Raw genomic sequence first — 18,375 nt, 5'->3', positions numbered from 1 at the left:
GGGCCGTTGCTGGCAGTCGAGCGTGACGAGGATGACGTGGCGGTGGAGACCGATGCCGGCCCGGCGGCCGCTCGGGGCGATACCGCGCGGCTGTGCCTCGCCACGCGCGAGGTGACGCCGGTCGTGGACATGCTTCGCTTTGTGGTGGCGCCGGACGGAACGCTGGTGCCCGACATCGCGCGCAAGCTCCCGGGCCGTGGTGCCTGGGTGACCGCGACCCGGTCGGCGCTGGACGGTGCGCTCAAGCGGAAGGCGTTCGGCCGCGCCTTCCGCGGCAAGGCGAAGGCAGGCGCCGATGCGGCGCTTCCGGCCCTTGTCGAGGATCTGCTGGTGCGCGACGCGCTCGCCGCGCTCGCTCTGGCGAACAAGGCGGGCAGGGTCGTCACCGGCACGGCGAAGGTCGAGTCGGCGCTGGGGGCGGGCGGCGTCGCCGCGCTGCTCCACGCCACGGATGCGGCACCTGATGGCTGCCGCAAGCTCGATTCGCTGGCGCGCCGGCTCGCCGGCGACGAAAGTGATGAAATTGCAGTAGTGAGTTGCCTGCCGGGCGTGCAATTGGACTTGGCGCTGGGGAGGGCAAATGTGGTACATGCTGCGCTGCTCGCGCATCCGACGACCGCGGGGTTCCTCGCGCGGTGCCGAAGGCTCGAACGCTGGCGTGCCGGATAGACAAGCCTGCACAACGGTTTGATGCATTCCGCGATGGGCGCGGGTGCACAGGATACGGATACTAGATGACCGATACGAAGAATCCCGGCGAGAAGACGATGGGCGTTGGCCAGGGACTTGGCCAGGGCAGCAAGACGCTGACGCTCAAGCGTCCCGTCGAGCAGGGCGTCGTCCGCCAGAGCTTCAGCCACGGGCGGTCCAAGGCCGTCGTGGTGGAGAAGGTGAAGCGTCGCGTGATCGGTCCGGGCGAGGGCAAGCCGGAGGGCCACGCGCCGGCCCCGCATGCGCCGAGCCATCCCGCTCCCAGTCAGGCGGCTCCCAGCCACGCAGCGCCGGCAGCGCCCAGCGCGGCGAGCCCGCAGCCCGCGCCCCGGCCCGCCCCGGCACCGCAGCCGGCGGCGGCCGCGCGTCCCGCGCAGCCCGCGGCGCGTCCGAGCGCGCCCCCGCCGAGCCGGACCCAGCAGGCGCCGAATGCCAATCTCTCCGGCCCGCGCCCCGCGCCGGCCGGCTCGCGCCCGTCCGGTGTCGTGCTGCGCACGCTCACCGAGGAGGAGGCCCGTGCCCGCGCCGCCGCCCTTCAGGACGCGCGCGTCCGCGAGGTCGAGGAGCGTCGCCAGGCGGAGGAAGAAGCCCGCCGCCGCGCCGAGCGCGAAGCCCGCGAAAAGATCGAGCGCGAGGCCGCCGAAGCGCGCAAGCGCGAGGAAGAGGCCCGCCGCGCCTTTGACGAGGAAGCCAAGCGCAAGTCCGAGCAGGAGGCGCGCAAGCGTTTCGGCGAGGACAATCCCGCCCCGGCTACGCCCGCCGCAGCCGCGCCCGCGCGCAGTGCCGCGCCCAGCTCCCGTCCGGCTGCGAATGCCGCGACGCCGGCTGCGAACGCGGCCGTGCCCCGGGTTGCGACGCCGCGCGGCCCCGGCGGTATGGAGAGCGAGGACGATGAGCGTCGTCCCGTGCGCCGTGGACCCGGCGGCGGCCCGGCGCGCCCGGCAGTGCCGGCGAACAAGCCGACCCGCCCCGCCAGCGCGGACAAGAGCCGTGGCCGCCTGACCGTCGTCACCGCCCAGTCGGGTGATGACGAACGCCAGCGTTCGGTCGCCTCCTTCCGCCGCCGCACTCAGCGCATGAGCGGCCACCGTCAGGTCGAGACCAAGGAAAAGATCGCCCGCGAGGTCACGATCCCGGAGACGATCTCCATCCAGGAGCTCGCCAACCGCATGGCCGAGCGCGCCGTGGACGTCATCCGCATGCTGATGAAGCAGGGGCAGATGGTGAAGATCACCGACGTGATCGACGCCGATACCGCCCAGCTCATCGCTGAAGAGCTCGGCCATTCGGTCCGCCGCGTCGCCGAGTCCGACGTCGAGGAAGGCCTGTTCGATACGGCCGATACCGACGAGGATCTGGTCTCGCGTCCCCCGGTCGTGACCATCATGGGCCATGTCGACCACGGCAAGACCTCGCTGCTCGACGCCATCCGCAAGGCGAACGTCGTCTCCGGCGAGGCCGGTGGCATCACCCAGCACATCGGCGCCTATCAGGTGACCTCGCCGCTCGGCGGCAAGATCACCTTCATCGACACGCCCGGTCACGCCGCCTTTACGGCGATGCGCGCCCGTGGCGCCAAGGTGACGGATATCGTCGTGCTGGTCGTGGCCGCCGATGACGGCGTGATGCCGCAGACCATCGAGGCGATCAATCATGCGCGCGCCGCCAAGGTGCCGCTGATCGTGGCGATCAACAAGATCGACAAGCCCGATGCCAAGCCGGAGCGCGTGCGTACCGAGCTGCTGCAGTACGAAGTGCAGGTCGAGAGCCTGGGTGGCGATACGCTCGAAGTCGAGGTGTCGGCCAAGGCGCAGACCAATCTCGACAGGCTGCTGGAAGCTATCTCGCTTCAGGCGGAAGTGCTCGACCTCAAGGCCAACCCGAACCGCGACGCGGAAGGCACGGTTATCGAGGCCAAGCTGGACCGCGGTCGTGGCCCAGTGGCGACGGTGCTGGTGCAGCGCGGCACGCTTCATGTCGGCGACATCGTGGTCGCGGGCGCCGAGTTCGGCCGCGTGCGTGCGCTGATCGACGACAAGGGCGCGAATGTCGCCGGGGCCGGTCCGTCCTTCCCGGTCGAGGTGCTCGGCTTCAACGGCACGCCGGAGGCGGGCGACCGCCTCGCGGTGGTCGACAGCGAAGCCCGCGCTCGTGAGATCACCGATTACCGCCAGCGCCAGAAGCGCGAGAAGGCGGCGGCCCGCTCCGCCACCGTCCGCGGTTCGCTGGAGCAGATGATGAGCCAGGCTAAGACGGCCGGCCGGAAGGAATTCCCGCTCATCATCAAGGGCGATGTCTCGGGTTCGGTCGAGGCGATCATCTCCTCGCTGGAGAAGCTCGGCACCGACGAGGTCCAGGCCCGGATCATCCATTCCGGTGCGGGCGGCGTGAACGAGAGCGACGTGACGCTGGCCGAGACGGCCGGTGCGGCGATCATCGCGTTCAACGTGCGCGCCAACAAGGAAGCCCGCGATGCGGCCGAGCGTGCCGGCATCGAAATCCGCCAGTACAACATCATCTACGATCTCGTGGATGACGTGAAGGCGGCGATGGGCGGCCTGCTGGCGCCGGTCAAGCGCGAGACCATGCTCGGCAACGCCGTGATCAAGGAGATCTTCGCGGTCTCCAAGGTGGGCAAGGTCGCCGGTTGCCTCGTCACCGACGGTGTGGTGGAGCGCGGCCAGCATGTGCGCCTGATCCGCGACAATGTCGTGATCCACGAGGGCAAGCTCGCCACGCTCAACCGCTTCAAGGATGCGGTGAACGTGGTGCAGTCCGGCCAGGAATGCGGCATGTCCTTCGAGAACTACCAGGACATGCGGGCGGGCGACGTCATCGAGTGCTACCGCGTCGAGGTCGTGCAGCGCACGCTGTGACGGCGGTCGGTATGTCAGGTGGGGTCCACGGGTATCACCCGTGAGCCCTTGCTTGCCTTGCGTGGTCCGAGCCCGCGCATGTTGAACCCGTGGTTCCGGTTTGGCGCATGTGGTGCGTCCACGGACCCGTCTGTGGTTCGAAAGAGAGAATCCATGCTCGGATTCGTGTTCCCCGTGGGCGATCTCCGCGGGGACGAGGAAGCTGCGATCCGATGCCTACGATCACCGTCGCGGACGGTCCCTACGACCTCACCTACCGCCTCACGCGCGCGGACATCGCCGCGTGGCTGGCGTTGCGCACGGAACTGCGGGGCTTTGCCAAGCTTGCCTTCTTCGCGCCCTTGATCGCCCTCGGTGCCGGCATCGGCTATCTCGAGGATACCGAGACCGGCATTGCGCTCGGGCTCCACAATGAGTGGATGCGCTACGCCATCGTATTCGCGGCCGTCGTGGCGCTCTACGGCTTCTCCATCGTCTTCATGAGCCTCGTGCGGAGGCGGGCGACCCGTCGTGCGGCAGTCCCCCCGGGCGAGGTGCATCTTGTGGCGTCCCGCGCCGGGGTGCGGGTGACGCATGCGGGTCGCACGATCGCGCACACCTGGGACGACATCCTGGCTGTCACCCTCGGCAAGGCCCATGTCGTTCTCGCCACGGCCCCTAAGGCGGCGATCATCGTGCCGGAGACGGCCTTCGAGGATTATGAGCACATGCTGCGCTTCGCCGTTTTTGCGGATGAAGCCATGAAGGCCGCGAGCGCGCGCGCCGATGCCCGTGTTGCGGTCGTCCAGCGCGCCGGCAAACGATAGAACAAGAGGACGCAGACCATGAAACGCGGTTCCCATCCTTTCGGCGCCGGTCCCTCGCAACGGCAGTTGCGGGTCGGCGAACTGGTGCGCCATGCCCTTGCCGAGGTGCTGGCCCGCGGCGACGTTCCCGATCCGGCGCTCGGCAAGACGCTCATCACCGTGCCCGAGGTGCGGATGAGCCCGGATCTCAAGCTGGCCACCTGCTATGTCATGCCGCTCGGCGGCAAGGATACCAAGGCGACGCTCGAGGCGCTCGACGCCAATCGCAAGGCGCTGCGCGGTGAGGTCGGCCACCGCCTCGAACTCAAATTCGTGCCGGATCTGCGTTTCCGCCTCGACACCTCGTTCGAGGAAGGCGCCCGGATCGATGCGCTGCTGCGCTCGCCGGATGTGCAGCGCGATCTCGGCGGCCCCACTGACACTGATCAAGGAGACAAGGAATGAATGCACCCGTCGAGGCCGCTGCAACACCGGCGCCGGAGAAAAAGCGGCGTCCCAAGCGCGATGTCGACGGCTGGGTGCTGCTCGACAAGCCCGTTGGCATGACCTCGACCCAGGCGGTCGGCGCCGTGAAATGGCTGTTCTCCGCGAAGAAGGCCGGCCATGCCGGTACGCTCGATCCGCTCGCCTCCGGCTGCCTGCCGATCGCGCTCGGCGAGGCCACCAAGACCGTCCCCTTCGTGATGGACGGCCGCAAGGTGTATCGTTTCACGGTGCGCTGGGGCATCGAGACCAACACCGACGACTCGGAAGGCGAGTCGGTGACCACGTCCGACCTGCGGCCCTCGCGGGAAGGGATCCTCGCCGCGCTTGAAGGCTTTCGCGGCGAGATCCAGCAGGTGCCCCCCGCCTTCTCGGCGCTGAAGATCAATGGCGAGCGCGCCTATGATCTCGCTCGCGAAGGCATCGCTGTCGAGCTTGCCGCGCGCACGGTCGTCGTGCACCGTCTCGATCTGGTGGACATGCCCGACCCCGACCATGCCGTCTTCGAGGCGGAATGCGGCAAGGGCACCTATGTGCGCTCGATCGCCCGCGATCTCGGTCGGGCGCTCGGCACGCGCGGCCATATCGCCGCGTTGCGCCGGACCTGCGTCGGCACCTTCGAGGAGGTCGATCTCGTTCCGCTCGAGGAGTTGCGCGCGGCGTCGGACGATGGCAGCGCCGCCACGGCCTTCGCGTTGCGTCCGGTTGCGGTTGGCCTCGATACCCTCCCGCAACTGCGTGTCAGCCCCGCCGATGCCGCGCGCCTCGCCCGCGGTCAGAGCATCCTCGTCCGGGGCCGCGACGCGCCGATCATCGAGGGCTTCGTCGCGGTGAGCGCGCAGGGCCGGCTCGTCGCCCTCGGCGAGGCTGAAGCCGGCGAGATCCACCCGCGTCGCATTTTCCATGCGGCCGCGTGAGGTGAGCAACCGGTACACAAGGCGCTAGCCTCGCTGGCGTTTTGGTGTATGGTGCGCGCGCGTTGCGGACATCCGTCCGCGCGACCCGCTGGCATTTCCGACCGCGCTGGACGACATCCCGGCCCGGCCGAGCAGCGGAGGCGAAAGGCGCCGTTTCGGCGTTCGCCGCTTACGAAACTGATGAACAGAAAGGATATCCGATGTCGATCACGGCGGAGCGCAAGCAGGCGCTCATCAACGAATATGCCACCAAGCCGGGCGATACCGGTTCGGCGGAAGTGCAGGTCGCGATCCTCACCGAGCGGATCAGCAACCTGACCGGCCATTTCAAGAGCCACGCCAAGGACAACCATTCCCGGCGCGGCCTTCTCAAGCTGGTGTCGCAGCGCCGCGGCCTTCTCGACTATCTCAAGAAGACCGAGGAAGCCCGCTACAAGAGCCTGATCGAGCGTCTCGGCATTCGCCGCTGACCCGCATGGCGGGCGCGCGTCGCCCGCCTCATCAAGGCGCGCGCGGAATGGTCCGGCGCGCCCGATAGACCGGCGGCGGGCATGGGGCCGGCCGCGACCGATGAGAAGAGGCGGAAGTCATGGCAGGATCGCCGGGGGCTTGAGCGCGCGTCGCGGCGACCGTGCCGCAACCCGCGTTACGGCGAGCCCCCGGCCGTCTTGCTCATGGCTTTCCCCCTTCGGAAAGCCAAGAGAGACATATGTTCGACATTCACCGCGAGGAACTCGACTGGGGTGGACGCACCCTCACGCTCGAGACCGGCAAGATGGCGCGCCAGGCCGATGGCGCTGTGCTCGCGACCTACGGCGACACCACCGTTCTCGCCACCGTCGTTTCGGCCAAGTCGCCGAAGCCGGGGATCGACTTCTTCCCCCTCACCGTGAACTACCAGGAAAAGGCCTACGCGGCCGGCCGCATTCCGGGCGGCTACTTCAAGCGCGAGGGCCGTCCGTCCGAAAAGGAGACGCTGGTCTCCCGTCTCATCGATCGGCCGATCCGTCCGCTCTTCGCCGACGGCTACCGCAACGAGACGCAGGTGATCATCACCGTGCTCTCGCACGATCTGGAGAATGATCCGGACGTGGTGTCCATGGTCGCGGCCTCCGCCGCCCTGACGCTCTCCGGCGTGCCGTTCATGGGTCCGATCGGCGGCGCCCGCGTCGGCTTCATCGACAATGAGTACGTGCTGAACCCGACCGTCGACGAGGTCAAGGAAAGCGCCCTCGATCTCGTGGTCGCCGGCACCGCCGATGCCGTGCTGATGGTCGAATCCGAGGCCAAGGAACTCTCCGAAGAGGTGATGCTGGGTGCCGTGATGTTCGGCCACCGCCACTTCCAGCCGGTGATCGAGGCGATCATCCGCCTCGCCGAGAAGGCGGCCAAGGAACCGCGCGATTTCGCCCAGGCCGACAATTCGGCGCTGGAGGCGGAGATTCGCGGCCTCGCCGAAGCCGAACTGCGCGACGCCTACAAGATTGCCCGCAAGCAGGATCGCTACGAGGCGGTCGGCGCGGCCAAGTCCAAGGTGAAGAAGCATTTCGAGGCGCTGGCGGCCGAGGGCAAGGAGGCCCCGAGCCCGCAGGTCGTCGCCGAGGTGCTCAAGGAACTCGAGGCGAAGATCGTCCGCTGGACCATCCTCGATGAGGGCATCCGCATCGACGGCCGCGACACCAAGACCGTGCGCCCGATCGTGTCCGATGTCGGCGTGCTGCCGCGCGCCCATGGCTCGGCGCTGTTCACCCGCGGCGAGACACAGGCCCTCGTGGTCGCGACGCTCGGCACCGGCGAGGACGAGCAGTTCATCGACAGCCTGGAAGGCACCTACAAGGAGCGCTTCCTGCTGCACTACAACTTCCCCCCCTTCTCGGTCGGCGAGACCGGCCGCATGGGTTCTCCGGGCCGCCGCGAGATCGGCCACGGCAAGCTCGCCTGGCGCGCCGTGCACCCGGTGCTGCCGCCCCAGCATGAGTTCCCCTACACGCTGCGCGCCGTCTCGGAGATCCTGGAGTCGAACGGCTCCTCCTCCATGGCCACCGTCTGCGGCACCTCGCTGGCGCTGATGGATGCCGGCGTGCCGCTGCGCCGCCCGGTGGCGGGCATCGCCATGGGTCTCATCCTCGAGGGTGAGAAGTTCGCGGTGCTCTCGGACATCCTCGGCGACGAGGATCACCTCGGCGACATGGACTTCAAGGTTGCCGGCACCGACAAGGGCGTCACCGCCCTGCAGATGGACATCAAGATCTCCGGCATCACCGAGGAGATCATGAAGGTCGCGCTGACGCAGGCGAAAGACGGCCGTCTCCACATCCTCGGCGAGATGGGCAAGGCACTTTCCGGCGCCCGCGCCGAGCTCGGCGAGCATGCTCCGCGCATCGAGGTGATCCAGATCCCGGTCGACAAGATCCGCGAAGTGATCGGTTCGGGCGGCAAGGTGATCCGCGAGATCGTCGAGAAGACCGGCGCGAAGATCAACATCGAGGACGACGGCACCGTGAAGGTCGCTTCCGCCTCGGGTGAGTCGATCAAGGCCGCGCTGAACTGGATCAAGTCGATCGCTTCCGAACCGGAAGTCGGCCAGATCTACGAAGGCACCGTCGTGAAGGTTGTCGATTTCGGCGCCTTCGTGAACTTCTTCGGCGCCAAGGACGGCCTTGTCCACGTCTCGCAGCTCGCCAAGGAGCGGGTCGCGAAGCCCTCCGACGTCATCAAGGAAGGCGACAAGGTCAAGGTCAAGCTGCTCGGCTTCGACGAGCGCGGCAAGACCCGCCTGTCGATGAAGGTCGTCGACCAGGCGACCGGCGAGGACCTCGAGGCCAAGGCGAAGTCGGCTGAGGCGACCGAGATCGGCGCCGCGGAGTGATCCGCGACCACCTCTGGACGATATGAGCGGGGCGCCTTCGGGCGCCCCGTTTCGTTTCCACCCATGCACCCGGCGCAGGGCGCCCCTCTCCGACAGGCCGTCGACAGGTTTCACCCATTAGATTAGATTGATTCCAATCTGATTGGGTGTTCCCGATGAAGCGTTTCGCCGATCTCACCGAGGCGGAAGTCCTGGCTCTCGCCATCTCCAACGAGGAGGAGGACGGCCGCATCTATCTGCAGTTTGCCCAGCGGCTGAAGCCCGACTATCCCGCGTCCGCGGAGGTGTTCGAGCGGATGGCGGCGGAGGAGGCCGGCCATCGCAACCGCCTGCTCGACCTCTACACGGCGAAGTTCGGCGAGCGGTTGCCTTACATCACCCGGCAGGACGTGAAGGGCTTCCTGAAGCGGAACCCGGTCTGGCTGCTCGACAGCCTGCGCATCGACGCGGTCCGCCATCAGGCCGAGATGATGGAACTGGAGGCGGCGAGTTTCTACGCCAAGGCTGCCGAGCGGGCGCGCGACGCCGATGTGCGCCGCCTGCTCGGCAATCTCGCCGAGGAGGAACAGAAGCACGAGGACCTTGCCGCGCGGCTCGAGGCGAGCCTGGTCAGCGGCGAGGCGAAGACGGCGGAGGACGCCACCGCCCATCGCCTGTTCGTGCTCCAGATCGTGCAGCCGGGCCTCGCCGGACTGATCGACGGCTCGGTCTCCACACTGGCGCCGATCTTCGCCGCGGCCTTCGCCACGCATAATTCCTGGGACACGTTCCGCGTCGGCCTCGCCGCCTCGATCGGCGCAGGCATCAGCATGGCGTTCACCGAGGCGCTGTCGGACGACGGCGCCATTACAGGACGCGGCAGCCCGTGGATGCGTGGCCTCGCCTGCGGGATCATGACCACGCTGGGCGGGCTCGGCCATACGCTGCCCTACCTGATCCCCGATTTCTGGACGGCGACGGCGGTGGCGGCCGTGGTCGTCGCGATCGAACTCGTCGCCATCGCCTGGATCCGGTGGCGCTACATGGAGACGCCGTTCCACTCCGCGGCCGTCCAGGTGATGCTCGGCGGCGTGCTGGTGCTGCTCACCGGCATCTTCATCGGCAGTTCGTAGCGCCGGTTCGGAACGTCGCCGCCGGCGCCGTCATACCGGCCGAGCAAAGCGAGAGCCGGGATCGCTCGCCGAACTGCATCGTGCGGTCTCGGCCTTCGGCCGTCCGGGATGACGAGGGTAGGGCGCCTCACGCCGCGCGCGGGGAGGCCTCGACGCCATCGGGCACCGGCCCGCCGGTCGCCCAGTCGAGCAGTTCGACGGTATGGGCGATGGGCAGGGGCGTTCCCCCGCCGATCTGGGTCATGCAGCCGATGTTTCCGGTCGCGACGATCTCCGGCCGCGTGCGCTCGATATTGGCGACCTTGCGCGCGCGCAACTGCCCGGCGATCTCCGGCTGCAGGATGTTGTAGGTGCCGGCCGAGCCGCAGCACAGATGCCCTTCCGACGGCTCCAGTACGGTGAAGCCGACCGAGGCCAGCAGCGCCTTGGGCGCGAGCTTGACCTTCTGGCCGTGCTGGAGCGAACAGGCGGCGTGGTAGGCGACCCGGCGGCCCGCGTCGATCACCGGCACGGGCAATTCCTGCTCGGCGAGGAATTCGCTGATGTCCTTCGCGAGCGCCGAGACCCGCGCCGCCCGCTCGGCATAGGCCGGCTCGGTGCGCAGCATGTAGCCGTAATCCTTGATCGTGGTGCCGCAGCCCGAGGTAGTGATCAGGATGGCGTCGAGCCCCTCGCCGTCGATCTCGCGGCTCCAGGCGTCGACATTGGCCCGTGCGCTGGCGAGGGCATCATCCTCGCGGCCCATGTGATGGGTGAGCGAGCCGCAGCAGCCGGCGCCCTTCGGCCGCACCACCTCCACGCCCATCCGGGTGAGCAGCCGGATCGCCGCCTCGTCGATCTGCGGGCGCAGCACCGGCTGGGCGCAGCCGTCGAGAAGAGCGACACGCGCCCGTCGCGTGCCATTTGCGGGAAAATGCCGGGTGCTTTCGTCCGCCGAACGCGTCGCCGGCCGCGCCGGTGCGAGCCTCAGCATGGCGGCGACCGGAGCAAGCCCCGGGACGCTGCCGATCAGCCCGGCAAAGGGGCGTGCCACCATGGCGCCGGCAATGGCGAGACGGAAGCGACCGCGATAAGGCAGGATCGCCGCCAGCAGGCCGCGCATCAGCCGGTCCTTGAGCGGGCGCCGATACGTCTCCTCGATATGGGCCCGGGCATGGTCGACCAAATGCATATAATGCACGCCCGAGGGGCAGGTCGTCATGCAGGACAGGCACGACAGGCAACGGTCGACATGCTTGACGACCTCGGCCGTTGCCGGGCGCTCGTTCTCCAGCATGTCCTTGATGAGGTAGATCCGGCCGCGCGGGGAATCGAGCTCGTCGCCCAGCAGGACGTAGGTCGGACAGGTTGCCGTGCAGAAGCCGCAATGGACGCAGGTCCGCAGGATCTTGTCGGCTTCCGCAATGCCCGGATCGGCCAGCTGCGCGAGGGTGAAATTCGTCTGCATGACCTTACATTCCCGCGTGCATGCGGCCGGGATTGAGCACCCCGGCGGGATCGAAGCTCGCTTTCAGCCGCCCGGACAGCGCGCGCGTGACCGTATCGGGTGCCTGGAACACGTCGAGGGCCGCCCGGTGCGCGGCTGTGGCGCGCACCAGCGTGGCGTGGCCGCCGGTTCGCGCCACGGCCGCACGTACGACGTCGGCATGCGGCTCGGCGGCCGGCATGGCCATCCAGACGAGCCCCCCGGCCCAGTCGTAGAAGCAGCTCCCGCCGCACCGGCGCGCGGCCTCGCCGATCACGGCGCCGTCGGAGGGGGTGGTCGATACCCGCCACACGGCATGATCCGTGCGGTCCGCGAAGGGGACGGCATCGCGGATCTCTCGCCACAGCGCTTGAGAGGCGACCTCGCCCAGCGCTTCCAGCGATCCGAAGGGAGCCAGTAGCGCTTCGAGCTTGGACCTGCGGTGCCGGATCGAGGCCGGCACGCCCTCCAGCCGGAGTGCCGTCACCGCGGTACCCGCCGCCGCGGTCGGGGTGACGAGTGCCGCGACGGGTGCGGGCAGGTGCGCGGCCGACGACACGTCGTAATACGAGCCGACCGCAGTGCTCATCGCCCTCGCTGCGGTGCGGTCGTCAAGGCCGAGCACGAGGAGCGTCTCCTGCGTTTCGGGACGCGGCAGCACCTTGATGGTGATCTCGGTGAACGCCGCGAGCGTGCCATAGGAGCCCGCCAGCCCGCGCGGCAGGTCGTAGCCGGTGACGTTCTTCACGACGCGCCCGCCCGCCTTGAACACTTCGCCACGTCCCGAGACGGCGCGGATGCCGAGCGCGTGGTCCCGGGCCGCGCCGGCGCTCAGCCGCCGAGGTCCGGCGAGATTGCAGGCGAGCAGTCCGCCGAGCGTGCCGCCGCCGGGAGGCTCGCCGAGCAGGGGGCCATAGTCCATCGGCTCGAATGCCAGCATCTGGCCCTGCGCGGCGACCAGCTCCCCGATTTGCTGCAGCGGGGTGGCGGCCTTGGCCGACAGGACCAGTTCCTCGGGCTCGTAGAGTTCAACACCGGCGAGCGACGACAGGTCGAGTGTCGCATCGGTCTGGACGGCGCGCCCGAGCGCCCGCTTCGATCCTCCGCCCACGAGCTCGAAGGTGCGCCCTTCCGCTGCTGCCCAGCGGATCGCATCGCTCACCTCGGCTTCGTCGCGCGGGCATAGTCGGTCGGTCATGGCAATCACGGACTCACGCTCGCGGCAAGATGGGCCGCATGTCGGTTATGCTCGGCGACGACCGCCGGAAGGTCGATAGTCACGACCTCGCCGCCGGCGACGATGACGCGTCCTCCGACGACGGTATAACTTGCCGGTTGCGGGGAACAGAAGAGGGCGGCGGCGACCGGATCGGCGAGGCCGCCCGCATAGCCGACGCGGTTGAGGTCGAGCGCGAAGAAATCGGCGCATTTGCCGGGCTGCAACGAGCCGATGTCGGTCCGCCCCAGCACGCTCGCTCCGCCCAGCGTCGCCATCTCGAGCGCCTCCCGTGCGGTCATCCATTCGTGGTCGCGCGCGGGATCGGAGGTCGACAGCGTGGTATCAGGCCCTTCGGGCGGCCGAAGCGCGATCCTGAGGCGCGCCAGCAGCATGGCCTGCCGGGCCTCGCCCAGCATGTGGTTGCCGTCATTCGAGGCCGAGCCGTCGACGCCGAGCCCGACCTTCACCCCCGAATCGCGATAGGCCCGGACCGGCGCGATGCCGGAGGCGAGGCGCATATTCGAGGACGGGCAATGGCAGACGCCGACCCCGGCGCCGGCGAAGCAGCCGATCTCGTGTTCGTTCACGTGAACCGCGTGGGCGAACCAGACGTCGTCGGCCAGCCAGCCGAGTTCCTCCATATAGGCGACCGGGCGCTTGCCGAAGCGCGCCAGCGTGAAGCGCTCCTCGTCGATGGTCTCGGCGAGATGGGTGTGCAGGCGCACCCCGTGCCGGCGCGCCATCGCCGCGGATTCCCGCATCAGCTCGGGTGACACCGAGAAGGGCGAGCACGGCGCCAGCGCGATCTGCAGCATCGAGCCGGGGCGGGGATCATGATAGGCGCCGATCACCCGCTCGCTGTCGGCGAGGATGGCGTCCTCCTCCTCGACGCAACCGTCCGGCGGCAACCCGCCCCGCGACTGACCGAGCGACATCGAGCCGCGCGAGACGACGAAGCGCAGGCCGATCTCGCGCGCGGCGGCGATCTGGTCGTCGACCCGGCAGCCGTTGCGGAACACATAGGCATGGTCGAACACTGTCGTGCAGCCGGACAGCGCCAGCTCCGCCAGACCGACCAGCGTGGCGGTGCGCGAGGCTTCCGGCGTGCGCGCCGCCCAGATCAGGTAGTGCGCCTTGAGCCAGCGGAACAGGTTGGTGTTCTGCGCCGCCGGCAGATTGCGCGTCAGCGTCTGGTCGAGATGGTGATGCGTGTTCACCAGGCCGGGCAGCACGAGATGGCCGGAGAGATCAAGCACCCGATCGGCCGTGGCCGGCAGCTCGGCTGTCGGGCCGACCTGCGCGATGATGCCGTCCTGCGCGAACAGGCCGCCGCCGGCGATCTCGCGACGCGCCCCGTCCATGGTGACAAGCACCGTGGCGTTCTTCACCAGCAGGGTTGCCATGCCGCCCTTCAGAACCTCGGAATGTCGGGGTATGGCACCTGGCCGCGGCTCACATGCATGCGGCCGAGTTCGGCACAGCGATGCAGTACCGGGAACATCTTGCCGGGATTGAGCAGGGACTGCGGATCAAACGCGCATTTCAGCCGCTGCTGATGGGCGAGATCGACCTCGTTGAACATGATCGGCATGAGATCGCGCTTCTCGACGCCGACGCCGTGCTCGCCGGTGAGCACGCCCCCGACCTTCACGCACAGGCGCAAGATGTCGTTGCCGAACTCCTCCGCCGCGGCGAGCTGGCCCGGCTTGTTGGCATCGTAGAGAATGAGCGGGTGCAGATTGCCGTCGCCGGCGTGGAAGACGTTGGCGACGTCAAGTCCGTGCTTCACGGAGAGTTCGGCCATGCCGGACAGCACCTCGGGTAGCGCCCTCCGGGGAATGGTCCCGTCCATGCAGAGATAGTCCGGCGAGATACGCCCGGCGGCCGGGAAGGCGGCCTTGCGGCCGGCCCAGAAGGCGAGGCGCTCCTCCTCGCTGGTGGACGCCCTGAGCGTCACGCAGCCGCACTGGCCGGCAATGTCGGACACCCGCTCGATCAGGTGGTTGACCTCGGCTTCGGGGCCGTCGAGCTCGACGATCAGCAGCGCCTCGACATCGAGCGGATAGCCCACCTTGACGAAGGCTTCCGTTGCGTGAATGGCCGGTTTGTCCATCATCTCCATGCCGCCGGGGATGATCCCCGCGGCGATGATGCGGGCAACGCAGGCGCCCGCCGCTTCCGACGTCGGAAAGCCGACCAGGACCGCCCGGGCGGTCTCGGGCTTCCTGAGGATGCGCACGGTCACCTCGGTGACCACGCCGAGCAGGCCCTCCGAGCCGACGATGAGCCCGAGCAGGTCGAGCCCGCCGGAATCGAGGTGCTTGCCGCCGATCCGGATCACCTCGCCGGTGATCAGCACCATCTCGACGCCGAGCACGTTGTTGGTGGTGAGGCCATATTTCAGGCAGTGCACGCCGCCGGAATTCTCCGCCACATTGCCGCCGATGGTGCAGGCGATCTGGGAGGAGGGGTCCGGGGCGTAATAGAACCCCTCATGGATCACCGCATTGGTGATGCCGAGATTGGTGACGCCCGGCTGGGCGGTCACCGTCCGGTTCGCGAAGTCGATATCGAGGATGCGATTGAACTTCGACATGCCGAGCAGGATGGCGTCGGCAAGCGGCAGCGCCCCGCCCGAAAGCGACGTCCCGGCCCCGCGCGGAACCACGCGGATGCCGTTCTCGTGGCAGTAGGCCAGCACGCGGGACACCTGATCGGTGGTCGACGGCAGCACGACCGCGAGCGGCAGCTGGCGGTAGGCCGTCAGGCCGTCGGTCTCGTAGGGCCGCATCTCGGTGACGGTGTCGATCACACCTTCGCCCGGGACGATGGCGCGCAGGGCGCCGACGATCTCGGCGCGCCGGGCGAGCACGCTCGCGTACGGTTCCGGCATGACGAGTCCGGACATGGCGTCCCTCCTGTTTGTTGGCGCCATTCTAAAGCGAAAACCGACCGCGTTGCCATCGGTCCGAAACACGGTCCGCCTCGTTTCGTCCCGTCTTGCGCAGGATCAATGCCGCGATCATGTCTTGCAGCGATGGGTCAACGCCGCCATTCCGCAGCCGCAGTCAGGAGAGCCGTCCCATGGACCACGCCAGAACCAGCGCACTGAAGCGCATCCGGCTCAACCTTGCCCGGTCGAAAGACCATCCCGAGGGCAGCAGTCGCCATGGATACGAGTTCGTCGCCCCGCTCGACGCCGCCGGTCGCATCGACCTCGATGCCTGGCGGGAAAGCCGTAGCGCCTGCACGGTGCGGCGCTTCTGGGGCGATGAAGCCCCCGAGACCGGCCGCCTCGTCCATCGCGCGGGCGGCAGCCAGGGGGCAACCTGGGTGTTCGACTACAACGCGGCGGATACGGACGATGACGAGGCCGGCTTCCGGTTCGCCGACCACGCTTTCCAACCCGGGGAATATGTCTCGATCCGCGACGACGACGGTGCTTTGCACACCTTCCAGGTCGTCACGGTCGACAAGGCGTAGCCGGGGGCCGTCGGGCTGATCGGATGCGGCCGCCGCGATTCACATCGGCGCCGCCGGCTTGGGCTCGGCCGATGCCGGTGCCGAAGCGGCGGCGGGGCTGGCAACGGGCGCGCTGTCAGCTCCGCCCGTCGCGGCTGCCGTGCTGGCGGCCGGCGCCGGAGCGCTGGCTGAGACCGGACTTGCCGCCGGCGTATCGGTGCCCGTTATCGCCGAAGCCGGAGGGGTCGCCGGCTTCGGCCGCGGCTTGCGGGCCGTCGGCGCCGTCGGCTTCATGATCATGGCGATCACCTGTTCATGCAGGTTGGCCGCCTTCTCGATGTTGAAGTGGCTGAGGCCGCCGGTGCGGGTCAGGTCGATATTGCTGACCCGAGCGCCGCTCACCGGCTTTCCCGAGCCGCCGGCCTGATAGTAGTTAACTACCTTTCCGATCGCGGGAGAAGCCACGGTCGGCGTTACCGGGTCGAAGGTCACGACCAGAGGGACGGGCGCACCGAGCTCGACCACGCGGTTGGCCATGTAGACCGCCGCGTCGGCACCGAGCGAGTGGCCGATGATGATGACGGGCGCGCCCTTGCCGCCGGCCTGCCGCGAGCGGGCGGCGGCGGTGGCCGCCAGCGTCTTCCACTCCGTATAAGGATAGACCGCCGCCGGAATGCCGCGCTCATTGAGCTTGCGGGCGAGGTCGTCCATGCCGAGCGAGAAGATGTTGGCGAGGCCCCGGAGCAGGTAGACCTGTCCCACGCGGGGCTGCGGCTTCGTCTGCGCTGATGCGGGGCCTGCCAGAACCAGCAAGCTTGCACCGAAGACAACGACCAGGAACGCGCGCGCAAACCGCATCATCTTGGCACCTCACCAAACACAGCCATCCTGTTTCTCCTGCGCCGTTCGTCGTGGCAATCGACTTTTTCGAGCGTCGCCCCGTTGACGCGATCGTGATGCAGACACGCAACAGCAGCCCTACGGGCAGGTGGCCCCGCGACCCCGGCACGAGGTCATCGGCCACGCCTGCCGAGGCTTGAAAACGCCCCCCGGCCGTGCAACCCACTTCGGAGCCGGAGGTTCCGGCCGGCGAGGGAGCAGTGGGCGTGACGGGCGAGAGCGAGTCGACCGGAACAGACCGGTCGTTGCTGCAGGTTGCGGGCTTTGCCCCACATCCCCTGCGTTCGGCCGTTCTGGGCGAACTGCACGCCCGGCCCTTTGTCCCGATCCCGACCCCGGCCCGTATCCTGCACGCGGCCTTCATCGTCGATCGCGAACAGGCTCTGGCCGATCGCGCCGCCTTCAAGGCGCTGTGCGCCTCCCGCGGGCAGCCGCTGCCGCCATCCGGCGCCAAGCATCATCGCGTCGCCTTCGGCGGCGCGACGCTGCGCTGGGAGAGGCACGCGGAGTTCACGACCTACACCTGGGAGCTGCCGTCCGAGGATCTGGTTGAAGGCGGCCTGCCGTTCCATCCCTCCGCCGGCAGCCTCGCCTCGGTTTTTTCGGATCTGCCCCCGCCCGGCCCGCTGCTGGTTGCCGTCGACCTGCATCTGGTGACCGACACGGCCGACGCCCTGCCGCTCGACCGGCTGTTCGACCGCTCAAGCCTCGCGCGGTCCGATGTCGAGGACGGGCTCGCCGAGATCGTCACCGACTTCCAGCCCGACCCGTCGGGCTTCGTGCGCATTCTGGTGCGCGACCGTGGGCTCACCCCGGACGCCGCCGGAGCGTTGGTACAACGCGTCCTCGAGGTCGAGACCTATCGCACCCTGGCCTTGCTCGGCCTACCGGAGGCGCAGGCACTGGCGCCGACCGTCGCCCGGATCGAAGGGCGGCTCAGCGCGCTCACCGAGGCGATGAAGAGCTCGCAGGGACTCGCCGCGAACAACGGTCTGCTCGACGAGCTGACCTCGCTGGCGGCGGAGCTCGAGGCCGATGCGGCAGCCTCGCTGTTCCGGTTCGGGGCTACGCGCGCCTATGAGGAGATCGTCAAGCTGAGGCTGAAGACGATCGGCGAGCGACCGGTGCCGGGCTTCCCCACCTGGCAGCAGTTCCTGGCGCGCCGCATGCAGCCGGCGATGCGCACCTGCCAGGGCATCGAGCACCGCCAGGCCAATCTGTCGGTGAAGCTGACAAGCGCCGCCAACCTGCTGCGCACGCGGGTCGATGTCGAACTCGAGCAGCAGAACCGCGATCTGCTGACCAGCATGAACGCCCGTGCCCGCATGCAGCTGCGCCTGCAGCAGACGGTGGAAGGCCTCTCGGTCGCGGCCATCACCTATTATGTGGTGAGCCTGATCCACCACGTGCTGGAAGGGTTCCACGGCGAACTCGAAGCGGCCGGCATCCACTACGATGTCGGTATCGCGACGGCGTTGTCCGTGCCTCTTGTCGCGCTGATCATTTGGTCGGTCGTTCGCCGCATCCGGCGCGGCCACAGCGACGATTGACGGAC

15 protein-coding genes are annotated in these 18,375 nt (G+C 68.6%); 10 read left to right on the top strand and 5 right to left on the bottom strand.

All coding sequences use genetic code 11. The features are described from left to right. The first annotated feature begins 6 nt into the window (after positions 1 to 6). The 8 genes from ACEUEL_RS19055 (at position 7) to mbfA (ending at position 9,774) form a co-directional block, all read left to right on the top strand. Positions 7 to 669, top strand: coding sequence for an RNA-binding protein (locus ACEUEL_RS19055; RefSeq protein ID WP_405708752.1), 663 nt, complete (start codon positions 7 to 9; stop codon positions 667 to 669). A 65-nt stretch (positions 670 to 734) separates the two neighbouring features. Next, complete coding sequence (infB, locus tag ACEUEL_RS19050; protein WP_405708749.1) at positions 735 to 3,587, top strand: translation initiation factor IF-2; 2,853 nt, start codon at positions 735 to 737, stop codon at positions 3,585 to 3,587. A 212-nt stretch (positions 3,588 to 3,799) separates the two neighbouring features. Next, positions 3,800 to 4,393 (top strand): hypothetical protein, encoded by a 594-nt coding sequence (locus tag ACEUEL_RS19045; protein WP_405708746.1) that lies wholly within the window; start codon positions 3,800 to 3,802, stop codon positions 4,391 to 4,393. Between the two features lie 18 nt (positions 4,394 to 4,411). Continuing rightward, complete coding sequence (rbfA, locus tag ACEUEL_RS19040; RefSeq protein WP_405708743.1) at positions 4,412 to 4,837, top strand: 30S ribosome-binding factor RbfA; 426 nt, start codon at positions 4,412 to 4,414, stop codon at positions 4,835 to 4,837. Next, on the top strand, positions 4,834 to 5,793 hold the full coding sequence (gene truB / locus ACEUEL_RS19035; RefSeq protein WP_405708741.1) for a tRNA pseudouridine(55) synthase TruB: 960 nt from the start codon (positions 4,834 to 4,836) through the stop codon (positions 5,791 to 5,793). Before rbfA ends, truB begins: the two co-directional genes overlap by 4 nt. Positions 5,794 to 5,993: 200 nt before the next feature. Beyond that, positions 5,994 to 6,263, top strand: coding sequence for a 30S ribosomal protein S15 (rpsO, locus tag ACEUEL_RS19030; protein ID WP_405708738.1), 270 nt, complete (start codon positions 5,994 to 5,996; stop codon positions 6,261 to 6,263). Between the two features lie 239 nt (positions 6,264 to 6,502). Continuing rightward, the gene (gene pnp / locus ACEUEL_RS19025; RefSeq protein WP_405708735.1) at positions 6,503 to 8,662 is read left to right on the top strand and encodes a polyribonucleotide nucleotidyltransferase; all 2,160 of its coding nucleotides are present in this window, start codon (positions 6,503 to 6,505) and stop codon (positions 8,660 to 8,662) included. A gap of 155 nt (positions 8,663 to 8,817) precedes the next feature. Continuing rightward, the gene (mbfA, locus tag ACEUEL_RS19020; protein ID WP_405708733.1) at positions 8,818 to 9,774 is read left to right on the top strand and encodes an iron exporter MbfA; all 957 of its coding nucleotides are present in this window, start codon (positions 8,818 to 8,820) and stop codon (positions 9,772 to 9,774) included. Between the two features lie 127 nt (positions 9,775 to 9,901). Here mbfA and glcF read toward each other — a convergent pair whose 3' ends face one another. From glcF to ACEUEL_RS19000, 4 genes are read right to left on the bottom strand one after another with little or no spacing between them, the layout of a single operon-like run. After that, entirely contained in the window at positions 9,902 to 11,221 is a 1,320-nt protein-coding gene (gene glcF, locus ACEUEL_RS19015) for a glycolate oxidase subunit GlcF (RefSeq protein WP_405708730.1), read from the bottom strand. Positions 11,222 to 11,225: 4 nt separating this feature from the next. Then, complete coding sequence (locus tag ACEUEL_RS19010) at positions 11,226 to 12,437, bottom strand: FAD-binding protein (RefSeq protein WP_405708727.1); 1,212 nt, start codon at positions 12,435 to 12,437, stop codon at positions 11,226 to 11,228. 5 nt (positions 12,438 to 12,442) lie between these two features. Next, positions 12,443 to 13,861, bottom strand: a complete 1,419-nt coding sequence (locus ACEUEL_RS19005) for an 8-oxoguanine deaminase (protein ID WP_405708724.1) — start codon at positions 13,859 to 13,861, stop codon at positions 12,443 to 12,445. 8 nt (positions 13,862 to 13,869) lie between these two features. Then, complete coding sequence (locus ACEUEL_RS19000; protein ID WP_405708721.1) at positions 13,870 to 15,366, bottom strand: FAD-linked oxidase C-terminal domain-containing protein; 1,497 nt, start codon at positions 15,364 to 15,366, stop codon at positions 13,870 to 13,872. A gap of 176 nt (positions 15,367 to 15,542) precedes the next feature. Here ACEUEL_RS19000 and ACEUEL_RS18995 point away from each other — a divergent pair, with 176 nt between their 5' ends. Beyond that, complete coding sequence (locus tag ACEUEL_RS18995) at positions 15,543 to 15,941, top strand: hypothetical protein (RefSeq protein WP_405708718.1); 399 nt, start codon at positions 15,543 to 15,545, stop codon at positions 15,939 to 15,941. Positions 15,942 to 15,980: 39 nt separating this feature from the next. On the opposite strand, the gene ACEUEL_RS18990 is transcribed toward ACEUEL_RS18995, so the two are convergent. Beyond that, the gene (locus ACEUEL_RS18990) at positions 15,981 to 16,682 is read right to left on the bottom strand and encodes a thioesterase domain-containing protein (RefSeq protein ID WP_405708716.1); all 702 of its coding nucleotides are present in this window, start codon (positions 16,680 to 16,682) and stop codon (positions 15,981 to 15,983) included. 383 nt (positions 16,683 to 17,065) lie between these two features. Here ACEUEL_RS18990 and ACEUEL_RS18985 point away from each other — a divergent pair, with 383 nt between their 5' ends. Further along, complete coding sequence (locus ACEUEL_RS18985; protein WP_405708713.1) at positions 17,066 to 18,370, top strand: DUF3422 family protein; 1,305 nt, start codon at positions 17,066 to 17,068, stop codon at positions 18,368 to 18,370. Positions 18,371 to 18,375: the final 5 nt, after the last annotated feature.

It is taken from the genome of Ancylobacter terrae (assembly GCF_045108345.1).
In the GTDB taxonomy this organism is placed as follows: Bacteria; Pseudomonadota; Alphaproteobacteria; order Rhizobiales; family Xanthobacteraceae; genus Ancylobacter.
This window is presented reverse-complemented; position numbering and strand designations above follow the sequence as displayed.